The organism is Flavobacterium sp. CG_9.1, from assembly GCF_015751645.1.
GTDB lineage: Bacteria > Bacteroidota > Bacteroidia > Flavobacteriales > Flavobacteriaceae > Flavobacterium > Flavobacterium xanthum.
The window spans coordinates 12,833-34,635 of the sequence record NZ_JADOVC010000018.1; the positions used below are offsets into that span (position 1 = coordinate 12,833).

General features: G+C 35.1%; 20 protein-coding genes. 5 read left to right on the forward strand and 15 right to left on the reverse strand.

All coding sequences use genetic code 11. The features are described from left to right. Positions 1-10 precede the first annotated feature (10 nt). Both IWX83_RS10710 and IWX83_RS10715 read left to right on the forward strand, forming a co-directional pair. Positions 11-373: a cupin domain-containing protein gene (locus IWX83_RS10710; protein ID WP_196829606.1), complete on the forward strand. Its 363-nt coding sequence runs from the start codon at positions 11-13 to the stop codon at positions 371-373. Between the two features lie 44 nt (positions 374-417). Continuing rightward, entirely contained in the window at positions 418-1,677 is a 1,260-nt protein-coding gene (locus IWX83_RS10715; RefSeq protein ID WP_073354203.1) for an NAD(P)/FAD-dependent oxidoreductase, read from the forward strand. 37 nt (positions 1,678-1,714) lie between these two features. On the opposite strand, the gene IWX83_RS10720 is transcribed toward IWX83_RS10715, so the two are convergent. Together IWX83_RS10720 and IWX83_RS10725 are read right to left on the reverse strand one after the other, a co-directional pair. After that, positions 1,715-3,052 (reverse strand): NAD(P)/FAD-dependent oxidoreductase, encoded by a 1,338-nt coding sequence (locus IWX83_RS10720; protein WP_196829608.1) that lies wholly within the window; start codon positions 3,050-3,052, stop codon positions 1,715-1,717. 61 nt (positions 3,053-3,113) lie between these two features. Next, the gene (locus IWX83_RS10725; protein WP_196829693.1) at positions 3,114-5,504 is read right to left on the reverse strand and encodes a penicillin acylase family protein; all 2,391 of its coding nucleotides are present in this window, start codon (positions 5,502-5,504) and stop codon (positions 3,114-3,116) included. 168 nt (positions 5,505-5,672) lie between these two features. On the opposite strand from IWX83_RS10725, the gene IWX83_RS10730 reads away from it, so the two are divergent. Then, on the forward strand, positions 5,673-6,314 hold the full coding sequence (locus IWX83_RS10730; RefSeq protein WP_196829610.1) for a flavin reductase family protein: 642 nt from the start codon (positions 5,673-5,675) through the stop codon (positions 6,312-6,314). A 3-nt stretch (positions 6,315-6,317) separates the two neighbouring features. Continuing rightward, positions 6,318-7,850 carry a cryptochrome/photolyase family protein gene (locus tag IWX83_RS10735; protein ID WP_196829612.1) on the forward strand — a complete coding sequence of 511 codons (1,533 nt, stop codon included), beginning with the start codon at positions 6,318-6,320 and terminating at the stop codon, positions 7,848-7,850. 80 nt (positions 7,851-7,930) lie between these two features. On the opposite strand, the gene IWX83_RS10740 is transcribed toward IWX83_RS10735, so the two are convergent. Both IWX83_RS10740 and kynU read right to left on the reverse strand, forming a co-directional pair. Then, positions 7,931-8,365 carry a glycine zipper family protein gene (locus IWX83_RS10740; protein WP_196829614.1) on the reverse strand — a complete coding sequence of 145 codons (435 nt, stop codon included), beginning with the start codon at positions 8,363-8,365 and terminating at the stop codon, positions 7,931-7,933. Between the two features lie 94 nt (positions 8,366-8,459). After that, positions 8,460-9,740, reverse strand: coding sequence for a kynureninase (gene kynU, locus IWX83_RS10745; RefSeq protein ID WP_196829616.1), 1,281 nt, complete (start codon positions 9,738-9,740; stop codon positions 8,460-8,462). A 188-nt stretch (positions 9,741-9,928) separates the two neighbouring features. Here kynU and IWX83_RS10750 point away from each other — a divergent pair, with 188 nt between their 5' ends. Beyond that, positions 9,929-10,663, forward strand: coding sequence for an SIMPL domain-containing protein (locus tag IWX83_RS10750; protein WP_196829618.1), 735 nt, complete (start codon positions 9,929-9,931; stop codon positions 10,661-10,663). 208 nt (positions 10,664-10,871) lie between these two features. Here IWX83_RS10750 and queA read toward each other — a convergent pair whose 3' ends face one another. From queA to IWX83_RS10805, 11 genes are all read right to left on the reverse strand, one after another. Continuing rightward, the gene (queA, locus tag IWX83_RS10755; protein WP_073354216.1) at positions 10,872-11,921 is read right to left on the reverse strand and encodes a tRNA preQ1(34) S-adenosylmethionine ribosyltransferase-isomerase QueA; all 1,050 of its coding nucleotides are present in this window, start codon (positions 11,919-11,921) and stop codon (positions 10,872-10,874) included. A 149-nt stretch (positions 11,922-12,070) separates the two neighbouring features. After that, complete coding sequence (aroA, locus tag IWX83_RS10760; protein ID WP_073354218.1) at positions 12,071-13,294, reverse strand: 3-phosphoshikimate 1-carboxyvinyltransferase; 1,224 nt, start codon at positions 13,292-13,294, stop codon at positions 12,071-12,073. 100 nt (positions 13,295-13,394) lie between these two features. After that, a complete protein-coding gene (locus IWX83_RS10765) occupies positions 13,395-13,721 on the reverse strand; it encodes a nucleotide pyrophosphohydrolase (RefSeq protein WP_073354219.1) in 327 nt (108 codons plus the stop codon). Positions 13,722-13,745: 24 nt separating this feature from the next. Continuing rightward, positions 13,746-16,154: a hypothetical protein gene (locus IWX83_RS10770; RefSeq protein ID WP_196829620.1), complete on the reverse strand. Its 2,409-nt coding sequence runs from the start codon at positions 16,152-16,154 to the stop codon at positions 13,746-13,748. Between the two features lie 78 nt (positions 16,155-16,232). Continuing rightward, complete coding sequence (locus IWX83_RS10775) at positions 16,233-16,679, reverse strand: hypothetical protein (RefSeq protein ID WP_196829622.1); 447 nt, start codon at positions 16,677-16,679, stop codon at positions 16,233-16,235. Then, positions 16,680-17,276: a Panacea domain-containing protein gene (locus IWX83_RS10780; protein ID WP_073354244.1), complete on the reverse strand. Its 597-nt coding sequence runs from the start codon at positions 17,274-17,276 to the stop codon at positions 16,680-16,682. 124 nt (positions 17,277-17,400) lie between these two features. Beyond that, positions 17,401-17,853 (reverse strand): D-aminoacyl-tRNA deacylase, encoded by a 453-nt coding sequence (gene dtd, locus IWX83_RS10785; protein WP_196829624.1) that lies wholly within the window; start codon positions 17,851-17,853, stop codon positions 17,401-17,403. 114 nt (positions 17,854-17,967) lie between these two features. After that, positions 17,968-18,945, reverse strand: coding sequence for a ribosome small subunit-dependent GTPase A (gene rsgA / locus IWX83_RS10790; protein ID WP_073354226.1), 978 nt, complete (start codon positions 18,943-18,945; stop codon positions 17,968-17,970). Positions 18,946-19,069: 124 nt separating this feature from the next. Next, positions 19,070-19,699, reverse strand: a complete 630-nt coding sequence (locus tag IWX83_RS10795; protein WP_073354228.1) for a hypothetical protein — start codon at positions 19,697-19,699, stop codon at positions 19,070-19,072. 88 nt (positions 19,700-19,787) lie between these two features. Then, positions 19,788-20,870: a bifunctional 3-deoxy-7-phosphoheptulonate synthase/chorismate mutase type II gene (locus IWX83_RS10800; RefSeq protein ID WP_073354229.1), complete on the reverse strand. Its 1,083-nt coding sequence runs from the start codon at positions 20,868-20,870 to the stop codon at positions 19,788-19,790. A 68-nt stretch (positions 20,871-20,938) separates the two neighbouring features. Next, the gene (locus IWX83_RS10805; protein WP_196829626.1) at positions 20,939-21,796 is read right to left on the reverse strand and encodes a prephenate dehydrogenase; all 858 of its coding nucleotides are present in this window, start codon (positions 21,794-21,796) and stop codon (positions 20,939-20,941) included. Positions 21,797-21,803: the final 7 nt, after the last annotated feature.

Sequence of the window (21,803 nt, forward strand, 5' to 3'; positions counted from 1 at the left end):
CAGCTCAATTATGAAAAAATATTTTATTCAAAACAAGCCTTTTATTGTACCAACCACTGATGGGAAATTAATCGAAGAGCATCATGGAAAGGCATCAACAGGTAATAATGACATCTCTATTGCTCACATGGTTGCTCCACCTAATTGGAGTGAGCCATTTCAAACTCCTGATTTTGAAGAATACACGTATATTATTAAAGGTAAAAAGCAATTTGTCATTGAAGATGAAACAATCATCCTAGAAGCAGGACAATCTATCAAAATCGAAAGAAACACCCGTGTACAATACTCCAATCCTTTTGACGAATCCTGCGAATACATCGCCATTTGTAAACCCGCATTTTCTATAGAAAACGTTAACAGAGAATACTAATGCTGCAATAAATTGTATCTTTAGAATTCAAAAATAAATTTAATATGGGAATTCAAAAGAAAATTGTAATTATTGGTGCTGGTTTTGCCGGTTTGCGCTTGGCACAAGATTTAGAAAACACGGATTTTGACGTTTTATTAATCGACAGAAACAATTACCATCAATTCCAACCTTTAATGTATCAAGTAGCAACCGCAAGACTTGAGCCAGCAAGTATTTCATTCCCTCTAAGAAAAGTATTTCAGCATTCAAAAAATGTGCGAATTCGGATTGCAGACGTCATAAGTGTTGACTCACAAAATAAAATTTTAAAAACTTCTATTGCTGATTTTGATTACGATCATCTTATAGTCGCTTTTGGATGCACAACTAATTATTTTGGAAATGATGAAATTGAAAAATTTGCATTTCCAATGAAATCCGTTCCTGAGGCTATTCAACTTCGAAATCAAATTCTACAAACTTTCGAAGATGCTCTAATTGCTCCACCGGAAGAACTTCAAGCCTTAATGAACTTTGTAGTTGTAGGAGGTGGTCCTACCGGAGTTGAACTTGCTGGTGCTTTGGCGGAAATGAAAAAAAACATTCTCCCAAAAGATTATCCTGACAAAGACTTTTCAAAATTGACTATTTTTCTACTCGAAGGATCTCCCAACGTCTTGAACCCAATGAGTATCGATTCTCAAAAAACATCTCGCAAATATTTAGAAGAATTAGGTGTAATTGTAAAAACCAGCACCATCGTAAACCATTATGACGGCAAAAATGTAAGCTTACAGAACGGTGATATCATCAAATCAACTAATGTTATTTGGGCTGCGGGAATCATTGGAAATACCCTTGAGGGTATTCCTAAAGAAAGTATAACTAGAGGCAATCGATTTCTCGTGGACCGCTACAATACTATTGTAAATCTGGAAAATGTTTATGCACTTGGCGATATTGCTTTTATGGCTACTCCTAAATATCCTAACGGACATCCACAAGTGGCTAGCGTAGCTATCGAACAAGCCAAAGTTCTAGCGAATAACTTCAAATTTAGCTTGAAAAATAAACCGAAAATTGAATATGAATACCACGACAAAGGCTCTATGGCAACGGTAGGAAAGCGAAAAGCGGTTGTTGATTTACCCAAATTTAGTTTTCAAGGCAGACTGGCTTGGTTTACTTGGATGTTCATCCATTTAATGTTGATTTTGAGTGTCAAAAACAAACTCTCTATATTCATTACTTGGATGTTCAGCTATTTTAATAATGACAGTACTTTACGAGTCTTATTGAAACCGGCGACAAAAAATAAATAGATAAATCTGAAAAGGACTCCTTCAAAGAGTCCTTTTTTTATTTTAACAGTTCTAATATTTTATTTTCAACAGCTTTAGAGTCCCATATTTCTGCAATATTTTCTACTTTTAAAATTTCATCCATAATTGAATTTTGATAATCGCCAATAGCTAACGCTTCGGTATAAGGGCGATCACTAAAAGTAACTCTGCTGTAAAGCGGAATCCATTTTTCTGGATGTTTATCTGAGAATGATTTTTCGATTTTCTTTTGCAGAAGAAAGTTTTCATCTGCAGTCTTGGAGCTCATTTCTAAAAAATTACGATACGAAAGTTCCGCAATCGCATCTGCATTTGGTTTACGTGATTTTTGGTATTCAGAGAAAACTGTTTTCCAATCATCTCCATACTTTTCCATCATTTCGTAAAGCACGGAAATATCTTCAAAACCGGCGTTCATTCCTTGTCCATAAAAAGGAACAATTGCATGACTGGCATCGCCAATAAGCGCAATTTTATCTTCATAAGTCCATGGATAACATTTCATTGTCACTAACGTACTGGTAGGATTCTTAAAGAAATCTTCTGCTAATTTTGGAATTACATCTATTGTGTCAGGTAGATTTTTTTCAAAAAAAGCTTCCACTAATTTTATGTCTTTTAAAGATTCAAAAGAATTTTCTCCTTCAAATGGCATAAACAAAGTACAAGTAAAACTTCCGTCTAAATTAGGCAAGGCAATCAACATATACTCGCCACGAGGCCAAATATGAAAGGAATTTTTATCTAATTTATGTGTTCCGTCAGCATTTGCAGGAATGTTTAATTCCTTGTAACCAATGGGTAAAAATTCTTGCGAATAATCAAACATACTTTGGCGCTGCATGCGGTGACGAATTCTAGAAAAAGCACCGTCCGCACCAAAAACCATATCATATTTTTTATCTTCCCAGGCACCACGCTCCGTTTCTCCAATATGTAGCGTTGCATCATCTAGCGAAACGTCCCATATTTTATGTTCAAAAAAGAATTCAGCTCCTGCGGCTTCGGCTAAATCAATCATTTTCCTATTCAAAATTCCTCTTGAAATAGAATAAATCGATTCTCCTTCTTGACCGTAATTTTGAAAATTAAGCTTATCCACTAAGTGAATCGCGCGTTTTTCCATAGGAATTGCAATCTCACGCACGGCATTTCCTATTCCTACTCCATCCAAAGCTTTCCAACCTCGATTGGACATCGCTAAATTGATGGAACGACCAGAAAACTGTATTTTTCGGATATCAGGACTTCTATCGTAAACATGTACCATGTGACCCGCTTTACGAAGATAAATAGCTAATAAAGATCCTACTAATCCAGAACCTACAACTGCTATTTTTATGGGAGTTTGCATTATTTATTTATAAAAAGTTAAGCAAAATTACTCATTTATTATTTTAGCTCCTTTATAAAAATCATTTTTTACCAGGAATAAAAATCAATTTAGTCGAAGTTCTAACAATCTCTTTCTTATTCAGCATCATTCTTCTGAATTTACCCATGTTATACAGCTCAGCCTGATCGCTGTAATGCGCACTTAGTGGATTACCAGACTGTCCTGTTGGTAAGATACTCCAGCTATTTTCTATATCTGAAAAATCTATGATTCGTCTTGTGGATGGACCTCCTTTGACCAAGTAATTGCCGTCTTCCGTAAAATCAAAAAAGAGATTATTAATTACTTCCGTTGAACCTGAAACTTCAAAAGGCCCCACATTGAAAATACTTCGCAAAGCGGCTATCTTTCCTAATGGGTGCTGGTGTTCCACTGTATGCACTCGATTCCAAGTCCAATCCGAAACGGTATTTCCCAGTTGGTTTTCTAAAGCTACAACGGATTCTTTGAATGATTTGGAGACAATCTGACTTCTTGTTTCTTTCTGATTTTTAGTATTAACATTATCCCACCAAAGTGATTTTTCATTCGTAATTTGTCTCGCTATAATTTGCTTCATGATGTGCGTTCCTAAAAACATCTTGAAATTTTCAGCGCCAAGTTCATCTTCAAAAGTATTTTTTAAGTAATTAAAAATCCATTTATTATAGATTGTAGGAGCCACATCACTCAGATTATTAGTTCCTTTCCAATCTTTTAAAACACTCAGGGCTTCTTTTTCATTTTCTGAAAGGGATTCCTGATTTACATTTGAGATTAAATCCCTCACAACTTTTGGAGCTACAGAAGAGGTATTATCAAAAATCATTTTTCCTACCGAAACCATATCCCAATCTGATTTTGGATTCAATAATTGCGTAATTCGTTTGGCTCGATCTTCAGGAAGATAATAACCGGGATACAAAAACCCGTCAATTGGTTCGGGTTGATTATTTGCGGAATAGACATAATTCCATCTAGGATTCACCGCCGAAGGATTTTTGGAGAAATCCAGATATTGCTCTATATCATCCTTTCCACTAGCACCATCCAAAATAAAATTTGGATTTACACCTTCCTTATGCTTATACAATTTCCCGGTTGCCCACCAAGCCACATTTCCTTTGGCATCGCCATACATAACATTCAATCCTGGAGCGGCGATTAGTGAAACACCTTTCTGAAAATCGGATTTATTTTTAGCGTGTGAAAGCGCATACACCGCATCGAGAATTTGAATGGGTTGTTGTGTATAAATCCAAGACATTGCCACAGGTTTGTCTTGCTGTAAACCATCAATTAAATCGTTCATAACAGGACCGTGGCGCGTCACTTTTACATTCAAAACTACATCAGTAGAATCTTTTACTTTGATTGTTTTTTTTCGAATTTCGTAGGTACTAAAACCAGTTGGTGTCTTATATTCATTGGCATTGGCTGGATTATTTTGCTCTTGGTACAAATCAATATCATCATTTTCAAACATAGTTAAACCATAGGCATATTCCCTATTATGGCCTAATAATGGATAAGGTGTTCCTGCTAGATAACAGCCATATAATTCGAAATCTGGAGTGACGATATGTGCCTCATACCACGTTCCAGGCTGCGAAAATCCAATATGTGGATCGTTAGCAAAAATAACTTTTCCGTTCTTTGTTTTCTTTGGAGCAATAACCCAACTGTTACTTCCTATAAAAGGAGCAACAGGGGACTGATCCAAAAGTAGCGCCACTGACTTTGAAATAGCAGCATATTCTTGAGGCCTGTTTTTTGCGTTTTTAATTTTTGTCGTATTAAAGGCACCATCAATTCCAAAATCCTTAAGATAATCCATTCCATATTTATTTCGAATATCAGTTAACAACGGATCTGATTTTTGAGCCATCGCAAAACTAAAAGACATGTATCCAAAAATATTATAGACATCCTTTATGGTAAACTTTTCTTTTTTAACGCCCACCAAACTAAATTCTATTGGTGTCGTTCCTTCCTCCATGTATTGATTAATACCCTCCAAATAAGCCATTGTCAATTGATAACTGGGACTATTTTTATCTAAATCCGCAATCGCTTTGGCAGAAGCTTCTTCGATTCCTAAGCCAGCGAAGAATTTGTCATTTTTAAGAGCAACCGAACCAAAAATTTCTGATAATCGTCCCGGAGCAATGCGGCGCATCAATTCCATTTGCCAAAGCCTATCTTGAGCATGAACATAGCCCAAAGCAACCATGGCATCTTTTGAGTTAGTGGCATAGATATGAGGCACCCCAAATTCATCAAAATAAACTGTAGTTTCCTTTTGAATATTTTTCAACCGCACTTTACCTTCATATTTTGGTTGCAGATAAAAACCATAGAGAAGGACTGCTACCACCAAAACAAATAGTAAAGCAAGCAAAAAAATAAAGGATTTTTTAAGTAATTTCATCATTGGATAAATTGAAAAACAAATATATAGGATTTGACAGATAATTAAAACTATTTATTTCAATGTATGCTATCGAAACAGACAGCACTAAATTATTATATAATTTTTGTTTAATTAATTTCGTAATTAATTAAACAAAAAGTATATTTGTTGTAAATAACAGTAAATATGAAAAACATTTCAAAAGATGCTATAGATCAAATGGAAAAAATCGAAAGATTAAATTTAATCAATTCCTGCACTGGTTACAAATCTGCTAATCTACTTGCTACAAAATCCGTTGATGGCAAATCAAATGTTGCCATTTTTAGCAGTATCACTCATCTAGGCAGTAGCCCAGCGCTGATTGGATTCATAATGCGCCCAACAACGGTGCCCAGAGACACGTACAAGAATATTAAAGAAACAGGATATTTCACAGTGAACCATATTACTGTTGACATGATTGCAGATGCGCATCATACGTCAGCAAATTATGAACTGGGAATTTCTGAGTTTGATAAAACTAATTTAGAAGAAGAATATAAAAATGGTATTGAAACCCCTTTTGTAAAAGGAAGTCCTGTTCAATTGTATTGCAAGTACGTTAATGAATACTACATTAAAGAAAACGACACCATTCACCTAATCGCTTCTATCGAAAATTTATTTTTTGAGGAAGAACTAGCACATAAAGACGGTTGGTTGCAAATTGATAGAGGGAACGTTGTGGCAATAAATGGCCTAGATGGGTATTGTTTACCCAAATTAGTGGATCGTTTCCAATATGCGAGAAAAGAAATTCCAAGCACCTCCTTTTCCAAAAAATAAGAAATGAAAAAACTGCGGTTAATCCTTGGTGATCAATTAGATTTACAGCATTCTTGGTTGCAAGAATACGATGAAAACACGATTTATGTTATGGCCGAAATGCGGCAGGAAACAGATTATGTAAAACATCATATTCAAAAAGTTGTGGCCTTTTTTCTGTCAATGAGGAATTTTTATACAACTATAAAAGACTTGGGACATCAAGCAGTCTATTTTCAAATTACCGATGGTACCAATCCACAGGATTTAGAAAAAATAATTGCTCTTTGCATCGAAAAATATAAAATCGAAAAATTCGAATACCAATTTCCTGACGAAAACCGACTGGATGAACAACTAAAAAAAATTTGTTCCAAATTAAAAATTGCCTCAGAAGCTTTTGACTCGGAACATTTTTATACCACGCGTCACGAACTTTCTGAATTTTTTGAAGGAAAGAAGTTGTTGCTGATGGAAAATTTTTATCGGAACATGCGAAAAAAACATCATGTTTTGATGGATGGCAGCACTCCATTAGGCAACCAATGGAATTTTGATGCTAACAACCGCAAGAAATACAAAGGAGAAGTTCCAGTACCTTCAGAAAAAAATTTCCATACCCATGTTTCTGAAGTTGTTGCCCAAATCAAAGAAGCAGGAATTACAGCTTTTGGAAACATCGATACAAATAATTTCAGTTGGCCTACTTCTCGTCAGCAATCTTTGGAGGTTTTAGATTATTTCTGCAAAAATCTATTAAAACATTTTGGTGATTATGAAGATGCGATGCATACCGATGAAAAATTCCTTTTTCATTCTCGTTTGTCTTTTGCTATGAATAGTAAAATGCTGTCACCAAAAGAAGTCATAGAGACAGTCATCACTTTTTATCATGCCAATGAAACTGAGATTTCCATCTCACAAGTAGAAGGATTTGTAAGGCAAATTTTAGGTTGGCGCGAATACATTCGAGGAATCTATTGGAAAGAAATGCCAAACTATGCCCATCTGAATGTTTTGAAAAACACGAATAAACTACCTGATTTTTTCTGGACGGGTAATACCAAAATGAATTGCATGAGTCACGCCATCAATCAAAGTTTAGACGAAGCTTACGCGCATCACATTCAGCGTCTAATGATAATTGGCAATTTTACATTATTAACGCAAATTCATCCTGACGAAGTAGACGCTTGGTATTTAGGCGTTTACATCGATGCAATCGAATGGGTCGAAATGCCCAATACTCGCGGGATGTCACAATATGCCGATGGTGGAATTATTGCTACAAAACCGTATGTATCTTCTGGAAGTTACATTAATAAAATGAGTAATAATTGTGCCAAGTGCCATTACAATGTCAAGGAGAAATGTGGAGATAAAGCGTGTCCCTTCAATTCACTGTATTGGAATTTTCTAGATGAGAAAAAAGAGTTTTTTAAAGGAAATCAGAGAATGTCCATGATGCTGAATTTATTAAATAAAATAAATCCTGAAGAATTGTATAAGATCAAAACGAAGGCAAATGCCATTATTGAAAATATGGATTCGTATTAAACAAAAATTGACTCAAAAAAAAAGAGTGTTTAAGCTCTCTAGGAACTTAAACACTCTTCACTATATATAAAAAAATACATTTACTCTTTTTTGCTTCCGTCGATAATTGCCCCAGTACCAGCACCTATTCCAGCGCCAGCAACACCACCAATTATAGCTCCCTGAACTTTTTTCTTGCTGATAATTGCTCCGGTAGCAGCACCAACTCCTGCGCCAATTACAGCTCCCTTAGCTGTACTACTCCATCCTTTCTTTCTTGTTGTCGTTGAATTTGTAGTAGTGGTCGTTGTTCCAGGTGCCTGTTGATTAACTACAACAACTTCCTTTTGAGTTTCAATTTTGGCTTCTTCAATCTTAACCATTTCAACTTGCATAGAATCAATAACCCTTTGTTTCTCCATTTCAACTTTCATGGAATCTACAGTAGCTAGTTTTGCTTTTTCAATTTCCATTTTTCCTTGATTTTGACAAGAAACGACTACTAAAGACAACAATATAAAATATATAATTTTCATAATTTGATTTTTATTAATTTCTAATCTACAAAGGAACGCTTAAAGTCCTAAAAAACAGTTATACAATTAAAACTATTTCTTATATAATTCAAAGCTATGCTTTATTTAGAATTCCTGTTTTCAAAATTTGACCAAATTCATACATATCCGTGTAGGATGTATATAATGGAACTGGTGCTAATCGAATAACATTTGGTTCGCGCCAATCGGTGATGACACCGTTATTCATTAAATAGTCAAATAAACTTCGTCCTTCACCATGAAGCAATACTGATAATTGGGAGCCTCTTTCTAATGGATTGGATGGTGTAATGATTTCGAAACTACTATCAACTTCTTTATCAATCTCTTGTAAAATAAACTCTAAATACGAAGTGATCTTATCTCTTTTTTGCAGTAGTGCATCCATTCCAATTTCATCAAACATGTCCACTGATGCTAAATAAGGTGCTAATGACAGAATAGGTAAATTGCTAATTTGCCAACCATCGGCTCCATGAATAGGATCGAAATTTTGTTCCATCTTGAACCGACGTTCTTTATTGTGTCCCCACCATCCTGCGAATCTTGGCAACTCTGAATTGTTGTGATGGTTTTCATGTATAAAACATCCTGAAGCATTTCCGGGACCTGAATTCATGTATTTATAACTGCACCATGCTGCAAAATCCACATTCCAATCGTGTAATTCTAGTTTCACATTTCCAGCAGCATGCGCTAAATCCCATCCTACGTAAGCTCCCGCTTTATGACCTGCGGCAGTTATGGTTTTCATATCAAAAACTTGTCCTGTGTAATAATTGACTCCACCAATCAATAGCAAAGCCAACTCGTCACCAACTTCTTCAATTTTTGCCAAAACATCTTCCAAACGAATGTTGTGTTCACCTTCGCGACGCTTGATTTCTACAAGCGCATCTTCTGGTTTATATCCATGAAAATGAACCTGACTTTGAAACATATATTGATCCGAAGGAAATGCTTTTTCTTCACAAATAATTTTATACCTGGTTTTTGTAGGTCGGTAAAAAGAAACCATCAACAAATGAAGATTCACGGTCAAGGTGTTCATTACCGTAACTTCGCTTGGCAGCGCCCCAACAATCTTACTCAGTGGTTGTGCAAAGCGCTCGTGATAATCCCACCATGGTTTTTGACTATAAAAATGACCTTCAACAGCTAAATTTGCCCAATCATTCATCACTTCATCTACATACGCTTTAGTCCTTTTGGGTTGTAGTCCCAGCGAATTTCCTGTGAAATAAATCACTTTTTTACCATTTACCTGTGGAAAAAGAAACTCTTCTTGGTACTTATGTAATAGATCTTGCGAATCTAACTGTCGTGCAAATTCAAGGGTATTTTCGAAAATCATAATTTGTTTTTTGTTTTGTAAAAGTACAAAAAAAAGACCTATCGATAAAGGACTTTAAAAGGATTGAATGTAAAACTATAGTTAAAAAAATTAGCCTTTCACGAACTAAAATAAAAAATCTGTGAGTAGTAAAAATAACATCACACTCCTAAATTGACTATATTTGATTGACTATAAAAAACTCAACAATGCTTAAAAACAGTTTAAACGTAATTATTATTGCCATAGCTTTAGTAATTTCCTCCTATCTCTTTTCGAATGCTTTTCAGAATCGCAATAAAAGCAACGATACCATCAGTGTGACGGGTTCCGGAAAGAAGGATTTCGTATCGGATTTGATTGTTTGGAGTGGCTCTTTTTCTAAAAAAAGCATGACGCTTAAGGAGGCTTATGCCGCATTAGATATTGACAGAGAGAAAATAAAAAGCTATTTATCAGGCAAAGGAATTGCCTCGAATGAAATGGTTTTCTCAGCGGTAAATTTCAATAAGGATTTTGAAACTACCTTCAATGAAAACGGAACGACAAGACAGCAAATATTCACTGGATTTACGTTGACACAAAGCGTAAGCATTCAATCTAAGGAAGTCAATAAAATTGAGGAATTATCCCGACAATCCAGTGAGTTGATTAATTCCGGAGTGGAATTCTATTCGTCTCCACCGGAATATTATTACACAAAGCTGGCTGAATTAAAAATAAAAATGATTGCCGAAGCTACAAAAGACGCGAGCATCAGAGCCAAAAATATTGCTGAAAATGCGGATGCAAGTTTAGGAAATTTAAAAAAATCAGACATGGGCGTTTTTCAAATAACTGGTCAAAACTCATCAGAAGATTTTTCTTATGGCGGTTCTTTTAATACGCAATCCAAAAACAAAACGGCTAATATTACGGTGCGATTGGTGTATCAAGTGGATTAAACTCAGGGGTGTTTTACACAACAATTTTGTGTGAGGGATGGAAGCGGCATCCTTTATTTTCTTTCTTTAAGAAAATAAAGATACAGCGTACAGCCCGACCCGCTTTTTCAGCGGGGACACCCAAATTTGACTTCACTTAGAATAAAACAAAAAAAAACTCGCCATTACTGACGAGATTCTATTATTTAAGATCTGGAATGAATACCGCTTAGATGATTAACATTGCATCACCATAAGAATAGAATTTATATCCTTCTTCAATTGCTTCTGCGTATGCTTTTTTCATTAAATCATGACCACAAAATGCGGATACCATCATTAATAATGTTGATTTTGGCGTGTGAAAATTAGTGATCATACACGTTGGAATAGCAAAGTCATGCGGAGGAAAGACAAATTTATTTGTCCATCCATCAAAAGGATTCAAAGTGTTTTGAGAAGAAACAGAACTTTCAACGGCTCGCATGGAAGTTGTTCCTACAGTACAGATACGTTTCTTTTTGGCTTTAGCCCCATTGACAATATCACATGCTTCCTGGCTTATTTTTAATTCCTCAGAGTCCATTTTATGTTTAGATAAATCCTCAACTTCTACTGGATTGAAAGTTCCTAAACCTACGTGAAGCGTTACTTCAGCAAATTTGATTCCTTTAATTTCTAGTTTTTTCAATAAATGTTTAGAGAAGTGCAATCCTGCAGTTGGTGCTGCAACGGAACCTTCCTCTTTAGCATAAATAGTTTGGTAACGCTCCGCATCTTCTGGAGTTACGTCTCTGGAAATGTATTTTGGGATTGGAGTTTCTCCAAGTTCTGTTAATTTATTTCTGAATTCTTCATACGAACCGTCGTAAAGAAAACGCAAGGTTCTTCCACGGGAAGTGGTATTGTCGATAACCTCAGCCACTAATGAATCGTCGTCTCCAAAATATAATTTGTTACCAATTCTGATTTTACGTGCCGGATCAACTAAAACATCCCAAAGTCTTTGCTCAGAATTCAATTCTCTAAGTAAAAAAACTTCGATTCTAGCGCCTGTTTTTTCCTTATTTCCGTACAAACGAGCTGGAAAAACTTTAGTATTATTCAGAATCAAAACATCACCTTCGTCAAAATAATCGATAACATCTTTGAACATTTTGTGCTCTATGGTTCCTTTCTTACGATCAATAACCATTAGACGCGCTTCGTCTCTGTTTTCAGCTGGATATTCGGCAAGAAGTTCTTTTGGCAAATCGAATTGAAAATGTGATAATTTCATTTGATAAATTTATGAGTTATGGATTTTAAAGCATGAGTTTTGATCACACGCTATTAAATCGTGTGCAAATATACGATTGTGAGATAGGCGTTGTCAAGTGTTTTGCTGTTTATTTTCAAAAGCCGTTGATTAACTAGCCTTTAAACCGATTATTTTTCTGAAATATCAAAATCTAAACTTTTTAAATCATTCCAAAAATCAGGATAGGACTTAGAAACTACTTCTGCATTTTCGATTAGAATCGGAACTTTTAAAGCTAGTGGTGCAAATGCCATCGCCATCCGGTGATCGTTATAAGTGGCAATTTTGACACTATGATTGATTTCGTTTGAAGCCTCAAGTGTCAAGCTCTCATTGGTAACTGCGATTTTTGCACCTAGTTTTGTTAGTTCAATTCGAAGTGCTTCAAGTCTATCTGTTTCTTTAATTTTTAAAGTATGAAGCCCCGTCAAATGGCAGCCAATCCCTAACCCTAGACAAGTGACCACAATAGTTTGTGCGATATCCGGAGTATTGTTTAATTCTAAGTTTAAAAATTGCGGTTTAAATTCAGGCTGTTTAACTAAAATCATTTTGTTTTCTTCAAAATGCGTTTGAACTCCCATTTGCTTATAAATTTCAACCAAAGCCGAATCGCCTTGCAAACTGGTTTCTTTATAGCTGGTCAAAGAAACAGTTGCCTTTTCAGCTAATGCAACCAAACTAAAAAAGTAAGAAGCAGAACTCCAATCGGATTCTACGGTCATAACTTTTGATGCTACTTCTTGTTTTGGATAAACGGTAATGACATTTCCTTCGAAACTGGTTTTGATGTTCAAATCATTCAACAAAGCCAACGTCATTTTGATATAAGGAACTGAAGTAATTTCGCCAACCAAAGTGATTTCAATACCATTTTCCAATTTTGGCGCCACTAATAATAATGCCGATATGTATTGACTACTCACATTGGCAGGAATATTCACTTTAGAAGCGGTGATTTTTTGTCCTTTGATTCGGATAGGCGGATAACCCACTTCTTTCTCGTAGGAGATTTTAGCCCCTAATTGTTCCAAGGCTTCTACCAAAACTTTTATGGGACGCTCTGTCATTCGTTGAGAGCCGGTCAAAACTACTTCTCGTCCTTCGCTTACAGCAAAATATGCTGTAAGAAAACGCATTGCTGTTCCCGCATGATGAATATCAACTACTTCCTCGTTTCCTTTCAATGCCTTTTGCATTACTTCGCTGTCATCAGAGTTCGAAGTATTCGCTAAAGTGATATTTGGAAATAAAGCTTGTAATAATAACAATCGGTTGGTTTCACTTTTTGAGCCAGTAACTGCAATTTCGGCTTGTAAATTAGAATGGGAAGTTTGTAACAGTAAATTCATGTTTGTAATTATGAGTTATGAATTATGAATTATCAATGGTCTAATTCAAGTTCGCAATTTACCACTCCGTATTTATAATTCATAATTTATACTTCACAAATTATTTGAGTTTTTCGTTGTTTTTGTGACGATCTTTGTCTCTAACAGATTTCAAATCCATTTTTTTGTCGAATGCCTCCTGCAGATTAATCCCAGTTTGGTTTGCCAAACACAATACCACAAAAACCACATCGGCTAATTCTTCTCCCAGATCTTTATTCTTATCACTTTCTTTCTCTGATTGTTCTCCATAACGGCGGGCTATGATTCGGGCGACTTCGCCTACTTCTTCGGTCAGTTGTGCCATATTAGTCAATTCGTTGAAGTAACGAACGCCGTGTTCTTTGATCCAAGTGTCAACGTCGAGTTGGGAATTTTTTAAGTTCATTGTTTTTTGTTTATGAAATTAATTTTAAATTTTCAAAAAACCTAATTGATACACCATAGGTTGCAATTTTTCGGTTAAATCTTTATAGGATTCTTCAAAGGATTTAAAACTTACGGGTTGAAAATCGCCACTTTCGTTGCGCTTTTTCATTGCGTTCCGTATTTGATACCAACCAACATCTGGACGATTCAATTTTAATTCCTCTCTCACGCTTCGAACATCGGTTTGGGAGAAATAGGCTTGCCACAATTTTTTGCCTTCTCTTAGAATAGCGTTAGCTTCATTAGAAAATATCTTATCCGTGAGATAATTTACCATAAAATCACTTTCAAAACGGTCGGTTGCGCCAACTTCTTCTTCGGTAAAAGGTATAAAATGATTGACGATATTCCATTTCTTGTCGTTCCATTCTAGGTCGTTGGCGCTGGCGGTTCGTTGACAACGATTAAACAACATCCAAATTAAACAATCAGTTTTGAATTCTTCTGTTAATTCTTTTGTGGGCTGTAAAAACTGGTCACGGTCATTTAACCATGTTGGAGTAACTAATCTACGAATAGAGAAAATTATAGAGGCTTGCCACAAGTTTTCGTCTGTAATATAAAAACCATTTCCACCACCATAAGGAGAAGAAAATATAATTGTTTGTTGTTCGGCATGTTGTAAATCATTTACACCACAGTACATATAAGCAATCGCATTATCAGACCAAGTCTTTACACGTGGATTTGTTTGAGAAGGAGAAATTGAATTTCTTAATGGAACAACCTCATCTTTATTTGTTTTTGGTCTATTCAACCAAACATTAAGAAATGTATTGTTGGGTAAATTATAAAATGTTTTTTCTCCGATTGGTGTTGCATTTTTATCTAAAACATCAACTACTATTTCTTTAACCCTGACAGGGTTCAAAACCCTGTCAGGGTTGTTGGCCGTTTTCCAAACTAAAAACCCAATTGGGAATTTACCTGTAAGTCCTTCAAATGCTTTATTATGAACTACAAATCCCCCTAAATATTTGGCAATCCAAACTTGTCTAAATTTTTCAAAGTTAGGAGCATTTACATATTTCATCGTGCTGAACATAGCAATAGTTGCTGTTGGAATTTCATTTGCTATTCGTGCTAAAAATTGTGTAAACAATTCGTTGCTAGCTTTTCCATATTCACTCATTAATAATGAAGCTATTTTTGTCTTTGTAACACCTGTTTTATTTTCAGCTGTAACTCCTTTGGCAATATTTTCAAAATTTGTAGCCTCAGCATACGGCGGATTAATCAATACCAAAATCTTTTTACCATCAGCAATCGCTTTGCGCAAGCCTTCGGGTACTTTATTAGTTAACGTGTAATCAATTTTTCCGTCATCGGTAATATCATCATTGAGATAATCGTATTGAAATCGTTGCGCTGCTACACAGGTTTTGGTGGCTTTCATTACATCTACATCGGCACTGTCTAGTGTGCTCATATAAATGTTGCGTGGGTTGGAGTGTTTTACTTCAAGATTGCCCACTCCGCAACACATATCCCAAACCAAATAGTCTTTTTGCCAATTTTCGCCAAGGGTTTCGGCTAGTTTATCATAGGCTTTGTCAACCACTGCCAATGGCGTGTAATACGCTCCTTTAAAACTGCGCTCGTCCATGGGAATTAAACTATCGCGACGTTCTAACAAATAGTTGCGGTATTCTGCTTTTGGTGGTTTGTGATAAATGGTCCAAAACTGGCGATAGCCTTCTTTGTTGCCCAATTCGTAGTTTTTGCCGGCAAGGGCAAATACTGGTGCCCCGTTTTTGTGCATCAATTCGGCAGGCAAATTCAGGTGCGTTGACGAGGTACCATCGTGCATAATATCAGCAAAAAACAACAAGGCATAATCATCTTCGGCAACGCCATTTATTTCTCGACCTATCATTGCTACCCATTTGTCAAAAACTTGTTTCAAGTTGTCTGGGGTAATGGCGGTGCGAATTATATCGCCTTTGGCAATGGCATTTTTTATGGTCGAAATAAATTCTTCTTCGTGGGTTTCTATATTAAACGAAACAAAGTGCGTACCTATGTGAGCCGAAATAGCATCGAGTGCTTCTTGGGTATATTGACTCGCTGATTTTCCCCATTTGATGGTTTTCTTTTCCAGAAAAGGAATAACATCGGTACTTTTCATAATGGCAGCTTTCTTAGTGTCGATTACACACAAAAAAGGCGGCACATAATCGCCTTTATTTAACGCATCTTGTACATAATGCATCAGTTGGGTAAACATGGCGTAGGTAGAAAGCTTGCTGTTATCTTTGGCTTCAAACCATATTTCTTTAGTTTGAATATCGATTAGGTTTTTTTGGTATTGTTTGAGACCCAACGCCTTTATATAGATGTCTTTCACATCTTCTTCGCTAGATACTTTTTGTAGTTTTTCGTAAAGGGTCATACAATCTTATTTGTTTTACAGATAAAAACAAATGTAAGAATTGTAAAATAAAAAACACTCCGAGTAGAAGTGTTTTGATTATAATTTAAATTGATCTTTTCTAAATTTTCTGGAAAGTAAAGCTGAGTTTGAAAAACAATCAATAATTTTGTCAAATTCTTCATCAGTTAATTTTCCTTTAAACTCAATGTCTTCAATTTGATAGGTCGACAAAAGATTAACTTCTGATTCATCAAAGACGTATTGAGCATACAAATACGTATCTAACTTAAAAGAAAAATTATTGTTTGTAACTACAACATCTTTAGGAATATAATAACAACAAATACACTTTTCAGGAAATGAAATACAACCATGATTTTTCTCGATGTTAGCAGGAAGTGATTCTACTTTTGTTGGTAAAATAGCAGCTATAAATCCATTTTCGATTGTTTTTAAAACAAGAAAGAATTTGTTTTTAGGTTCGTTTCCATTCTTAAAGATATACTCTTTAAAATAAAACAGATGTCCTTTCTCAAACATCATTTATCTTTGATTTAAAGATGCTGTAAAGTTCAAAAATTCTAAATGATCCTTGTAGAATGCTAATTTATTCTCATCGTATGAAACTAAATCGGCAAAATCAATTTTAAAATCTGTAGCATTGATTTCTTCCTTTAGCAAAGCGTCTAAAACACCATTTTTTTGAGCGGTTGTGTACCAAAGAGAATTTTTTTGATGTGTATAATCAACTAAATAATTGGTGTTTTTGCCTGAGAATGTTGTTACAATTTCATCGAAAATAGCAATATCAGAATCAGAAAATTCATCATCATTAAAACTATTAACCGCAGAAATATGAGTTTTGTTATCAATAATTTCAGATTTAATGTATTCTTTCAAAAGTGACGTTCCGTCATTAAACTCAATGTATAAATCCTGACAAACAGGCCCATATTTCCAAATCTCATATTGCAGATTAAACATAGGAAAACCTCTTTTCTTTACAGAAAATTCATCTAAAATATAAACTAGTTTCAACAAACTTGTCTTTGGAAGAAAGCCCATTTTTTCAATTAAATAAATTAAACCATTGCCTAATTTATCTATTTGATTTCGTGAATATTTATTGTGATTTATCATAATTGGATTGATTAATAATGAACTGATTTTCAGAAACATGAATTTTAATCGGGGTGCAAATGTAACATATTTTATTATAGATTAAGATTAAATATACAACTAATTATTGTAACTCTAACAAAACCTACTCTCTATTTTTACTGTCAATTACTATTGTTACTGGCCCATCATTTAACAAAAACACTTTCATATCAGCACCAAAAATACCTGTTTGCACTTTTTTACCCAGTTCTTTTTGCAAATGGCTTACAAAATTTTCATACATAGGAATGGCAATTTCTGGTTTTGAGGCTTTGATATACGAAGGCCGATTGCCTTTTTTGGTCAACGCATGCAATGTAAATTGGGAAACTACAAGTACTTCGCCGTCTATATCTTTGACAGATAAATTCATCAGATCGTTTTCATCACCAAAAATGCGGATGTTCGTAATTTTATTCACCAACCAATCAATATCTTCTTGATTATCGGCATCTTCAATACCAACTAAAACCAATAGACCTTTTTGAATATCCGCTACGATTTTGCTATCTATTGTTACGGAGGCTGAGGAAACTCTTTGGAGAACTACTTTCATAGCCCCCTAGCCCCCGAAAGGGGAATTCTCAAAATTGTAAATAAAAAAATTTGTCATGATTTCTGATTATATTTTTAACAGTTTAACGTTCCCCCTTCGGGAGTTAGGGGGCTTTTATTCCCTCGTTTTATCACTAATGATTCTATCCTCATTGTGAATGTCCGTGCGGTAATTTTCATCATCACCTTCCAGAATTTTAAGGTAACTTCTGTAGCGTGACCATGCAATTTCATCTTTCTCTAAAGCTGCTTTTATGGCACAATGCGGTTCATCCTTGTGCAAGCAATTGTTGAATTTGCATTGCTCTTTCAATTTGAAAAACTCAGGAAAATAACCACTGATTTCTTCTTTTTCCATATCCACAATTCCAAAACCTTTGATGCCTGGTGTATCGATAATTCTGGCATCAAAAGATAGATCATACATCTCAGCAAACGTTGTTGTGTGCTGTCCTTGTTTACTAGCCTCAGAAATCGTTTTTGTTTTTAAATGTAATGACGGTTCCATAGCATTCACTAAAGTTGATTTTCCAACTCCAGAATGCCCAGAAAACATACTCACTTTGCCAATCATCATTTCCTTTAATTGTTCAATTCCTTTCATTTCAGTAGAAGAAACCCGCAAGCATTTGTATCCAATTTCTTGATACACATGTTGCATGTACAACTGTTCGTCCAGCGTAGCGTCATCAAAAGTATCTATTTTGTTAAAAACAAGAACGGTTTCAATTCCATACGCTTCTGCAGTAACCAAAAAACGGTCAATAAAATTAAAAGTCGTTGGCGGATTATTGATTGTAACTAACAAGAAAACCCGGTCAATATTAGACGCAATAATATGCATCTGATGTGATAAATTCACTGATTTCCGTACGATATAGTTCTTCCTGTCATGAATTTTATGAATCGTTCCTGTAACAGTGTCGGATGATTCTTCTAATTCATAATCTACAATATCACCTACAGCAATGGGATTGGTACTTTTGATTCCTTTAATTCGGAATTTCCCTTTCATACGGCATTCTATAAAATCACCTTGTTCGGATTTTACGGTGTACCAACTTCCTGTAGATTTGTATACGAGTCCTGTCATGGAGCAAAGGTAAAATTTTGTTTCAAGTTTAAAGTTTAAAATTTAATGTTTTTTAAACCCTCTTAAAACGAAAATCCCTTCCACTAGTATTAGTGGAAGGGATTATTTTATAATAAGTGATAAATTATTTCAAATAAGGAAAATTTCTAGACACTTTTCTCATCATACTCTCAACAATATCATCTGTAGAGATGGAGATATTATCATTCATAGTCTTAAAAAAGCGCCATAACATCTCGCCATCCTTACCATTATTAATCGTCATCGTTAATGATCCAGATCCTGTTTTTCCACCAAAACCCCCCAAAAGAACGGCTGTTGCAATAGCAGCTCCCTCAGATTTGGACTGTTCTGATTCGAAAGTACCGCTAATTACTGCATCAACACCAAGTGCTTTTGCAACTTCATCCTTAGTCATTTCATCCAACTTATCTGCAATTCCAGATTTTTTAAGTAAAATATTTGTCTTTTCTACGTCTTGAAAATTTACAGCATAAGAATCCGCTTTGCGTAGTAAAAAAGTATACATACTGGACTGGATTGACTTAGACATTTTAAGTTCTTGATCTCTATTACCCTCGACACTAAAATTTTTAGGTTGCTTTTTATAAGTAATTTTGACTGTAAAAGGCAAAATAGCAACTGTTTTATGCTCTTTTATTAAAGATGCAAGTTCAGGACTTTCAAATACTTGTTTTTGCGAATATCCTAGAAAACTTAGGAATACAAATGACAGTACAAATAATTTTTTCATAAAATGTAGTTTTAAATTTAATACTGCACAATACTACAAAAAAACCTACAAATAAATTGTAGGTTTTCATAATTATTATAAAATTATTTTACGCATTCAACACTTTGTCTTGGTGACTGATACTTTCTTGGTGAATTGCTTTGAACATTCTTAGTACAAACTCTTCCGAAAGTCCTTTGGTCTCCCCATCCAAAATCATTTTACCTAATATTTCATTCCAACGGCTGTTTTGTAATACTGCTACGTTGGCTGCTTTTTTAACCAAACCAATTTCATCCGCTACTTTCATACGTTTGCCTAAAAGTTCTAGCAAAGTGGCATCTAAAACATCAATATTTGCTCTCAATTTTTTCATTTTCTGCGTAAACTCATCTGATACATCATCCGTTTTTCGCACTTTTAAATCAATAAAAATTTGTTTCAACGCATCAGGAGTCACCTGCTGTGCAGCATCACTCCAAGCGTTATCAGGATCAATATGTGTTTCGATAATCATACCATCATAATTCAAATCTAAAGCTTCTTGCGTCACTTCAAGAATCATTTTGCGGTCTCCAGTAATATGAGATGGATCTATAATTAAAGGTAAATCAGGGAATTTATTTTGCAATTCAATAGCAATTTGCCATTCTGGAATGTTTCTGTATTTTGTTTTTTCGTAAGTCGAAAACCCTCTGTGAATCACCCCTAATTTCTCGATTCCGGCATTGTACAAACGCTCTACACCACCTAACCACAAAGACAAATCTGGATTTACTGGATTCTTTACCAATACAATTTTCTTAGTACCAGCCAAAGCATCTGCAATTTCTTGCACTGCAAAAGGATTCACGGTAGTTCTTGCTCCAATCCACAAAACATCGATATCATATTCCAAAGCTAATTTTACGTGAGCCGCATTGGCTACTTCCGTTCCCATCAACAATCCGGTTTCTTCTTTTGCTTTTTTCAACCATTTCAATCCAATTTCTCCAACACCTTCAAATCCTCCTGGACGCGTTCTTGGTTTCCAAATTCCTGCTCTAAAAATACTTACATCTGAATCTTTCAATTCATGTGCTATTTTCAACACTTGTTCTTCGGTTTCAGCACTACAAGGTCCTGCTATCACTAATGGATGAGTCAAATTAAATTCATTCAACCAATTTCTCATTTCTTTCTTGTTTTCCATCTTTTCTAATTTTTATTTTTTTAGTTGTTGTGTTGTTGTTTTTAATGTAAACTGTGACTTATCACTGATCACTTTTTAACATTCATTCCGTTTAATATTTCCTTTATTTTATTAACACTTTGCATTTCATTGTAAATCGCATCGTAATCTTCATTTTCTAATAATTCCTTAAACTTTGACAAATTCGAAATGTATTCATCCAATGTTTTTACGACCTGTTTCCTATTTTGTTTAAAAATTGGCGTCCACATCGCTGGCGAACTTTTGGCCAGACGAACCGTACTTTCAAAACCAGAACCCGCCATATCAAAAATATCCTGTTCGTGTTTCTCTTTGTCAATTACCGTTTTTCCTAACATAAAAGCACTTATGTGAGACAAATGCGATACATAAGCAATGTGTTTATCGTGTGATTTTGGATCCATATAACGAATCCTCATTCCCATTTCTTTAAACAAATCCAACGCTTTTTCCTGCAATTTGAAAGTCGTTTTCTCTACCTCACAAATGATGTTTGTCTTCCCTTGAAACAATCCTTTTATCGCTGCCGAAGGTCCCGAAAACTCCGTTCCTGCTATAGGATGCGTAGCGATAAAGTTTCTTCTTTTAGGATGATTCGCAACCGCTTGACAAATAGGCATTTTAGTGGAACCCACTTCAAAAACTATCGTTTGATCACCAATTACATCCAAAACTTGCGGCAAAACAGTCAATGTCACATCCACAGGAACCGAAACAATCACGAAATCCGCATCAGCTAAATCCGCAAATGTGGCACTAGCATCAACAACCCCTATAGCTATGGCTTCAGCCAAATGACTTTCGTTGTTATCAATCCCATAAATTTTGGCTTCCGGATGCAGCGTTTTAATGTCCAATACCATCGAACCGCCTATCAATCCTATTCCTATTACAAATACTTTCATCTCTTAT

Excerpts from the sequence above, each read along its gene's own strand:
- IWX83_RS10710 (WP_196829606.1), top strand. The coding sequence starts at position 11 with ATGAAAAAATATTTTATTCAAAACAAGCCTTTTATTGTACCAACCACT.
- IWX83_RS10715 (WP_073354203.1), top strand. The coding sequence starts at position 418 with ATGGGAATTCAAAAGAAAATTGTAATTATTGGTGCTGGTTTTGCCGGT.
- IWX83_RS10720 (WP_196829608.1), bottom strand. The coding sequence starts at position 3,052 with ATGCAAACTCCCATAAAAATAGCAGTTGTAGGTTCTGGATTAGTAGGA.
- IWX83_RS10725 (WP_196829693.1), bottom strand. The coding sequence starts at position 5,504 with ATGAAATTACTTAAAAAATCCTTTATTTTTTTGCTTGCTTTACTATTT.
- IWX83_RS10730 (WP_196829610.1), top strand. The coding sequence starts at position 5,673 with ATGAAAAACATTTCAAAAGATGCTATAGATCAAATGGAAAAAATCGAA.
- IWX83_RS10735 (WP_196829612.1), top strand. The coding sequence starts at position 6,318 with ATGAAAAAACTGCGGTTAATCCTTGGTGATCAATTAGATTTACAGCAT.
- IWX83_RS10740 (WP_196829614.1), bottom strand. The coding sequence starts at position 8,365 with ATGAAAATTATATATTTTATATTGTTGTCTTTAGTAGTCGTTTCTTGT.
- kynU (WP_196829616.1), bottom strand. The coding sequence starts at position 9,740 with ATGATTTTCGAAAATACCCTTGAATTTGCACGACAGTTAGATTCGCAA.
- IWX83_RS10750 (WP_196829618.1), top strand. The coding sequence starts at position 9,929 with ATGCTTAAAAACAGTTTAAACGTAATTATTATTGCCATAGCTTTAGTA.
- queA (WP_073354216.1), bottom strand. The coding sequence starts at position 11,921 with ATGAAATTATCACATTTTCAATTCGATTTGCCAAAAGAACTTCTTGCC.
- aroA (WP_073354218.1), bottom strand. The coding sequence starts at position 13,294 with ATGAATTTACTGTTACAAACTTCCCATTCTAATTTACAAGCCGAAATT.
- IWX83_RS10765 (WP_073354219.1), bottom strand. The coding sequence starts at position 13,721 with ATGAACTTAAAAAATTCCCAACTCGACGTTGACACTTGGATCAAAGAA.
- IWX83_RS10770 (WP_196829620.1), bottom strand. The coding sequence starts at position 16,154 with ATGACCCTTTACGAAAAACTACAAAAAGTATCTAGCGAAGAAGATGTG.
- IWX83_RS10775 (WP_196829622.1), bottom strand. The coding sequence starts at position 16,679 with ATGATGTTTGAGAAAGGACATCTGTTTTATTTTAAAGAGTATATCTTT.
- IWX83_RS10780 (WP_073354244.1), bottom strand. The coding sequence starts at position 17,276 with ATGATAAATCACAATAAATATTCACGAAATCAAATAGATAAATTAGGC.
- dtd (WP_196829624.1), bottom strand. The coding sequence starts at position 17,853 with ATGAAAGTAGTTCTCCAAAGAGTTTCCTCAGCCTCCGTAACAATAGAT.
- rsgA (WP_073354226.1), bottom strand. The coding sequence starts at position 18,945 with ATGACAGGACTCGTATACAAATCTACAGGAAGTTGGTACACCGTAAAA.
- IWX83_RS10795 (WP_073354228.1), bottom strand. The coding sequence starts at position 19,699 with ATGAAAAAATTATTTGTACTGTCATTTGTATTCCTAAGTTTTCTAGGA.
- IWX83_RS10800 (WP_073354229.1), bottom strand. The coding sequence starts at position 20,870 with ATGGAAAACAAGAAAGAAATGAGAAATTGGTTGAATGAATTTAATTTG.
- IWX83_RS10805 (WP_196829626.1), bottom strand. The coding sequence starts at position 21,796 with ATGAAAGTATTTGTAATAGGAATAGGATTGATAGGCGGTTCGATGGTA.